Origin of the sequence: Bacillus sp. SRB_8 (assembly GCF_003264205.1) — a bacterium.
Taxonomy (GTDB): domain Bacteria; phylum Bacillota; class Bacilli; order Bacillales; family Bacillaceae_G; genus Bacillus_A; species Bacillus_A mycoides.
The window spans coordinates 1-474 of record NZ_NADT01000090.1 but is presented as its reverse complement, the minus strand read 5'-3'; the positions used below and the strand labels follow the sequence as shown (position 1 = coordinate 474).

The following is a 474-nucleotide window of genomic DNA, read 5'->3' as shown; positions in this document are numbered from 1 at the left end:
ATTTTTTTGAGCTATTTATTTTTGTTATTAAGTTTGACAAGCAAATAGTGAAGATTAGCTCCCTGTTCAGTATTATTTACATTTACTACATAAAATTTCGTTTGCTATCTTAGCTAATACTTTATCTAATTGTCCAACAGGCATATTTTTGTCTTCGGATAATACTAAAGAAACTGCAAATCGTTCACCACGTTCAATTGTTTTACCACATTGTGAACATACTAAATTTACATCTTTAAAATGATTTATTAGTGTATCTAACATATTATTTATTCCTCCTGCTTAATTGTTTAATATAAAAATATATAAAAATATATAAATATCGTTATTTTCATTATACAAAATTAAAAAGAAAAGATGGAGTAAAATTCCAATTCACACCATCTTTAACAACAACTTTTTTCAAAACGTCGCGACTTTATTATAAACATCGCATCTTTTTTCAAAACATCGTGACTTTATTTCAAACCAACA

General features: G+C 25.5%; 1 protein-coding gene. It reads right to left on the bottom strand.

The features are described from left to right. Positions 1-72: 72 nt before the first annotated feature. Entirely contained in the window at positions 73-264 is a 192-nt protein-coding gene (locus B5P40_RS31840) for a hypothetical protein (RefSeq protein ID WP_000887514.1), read from the bottom strand. Between the last annotated feature and the right edge of the window lie 210 nt (positions 265-474).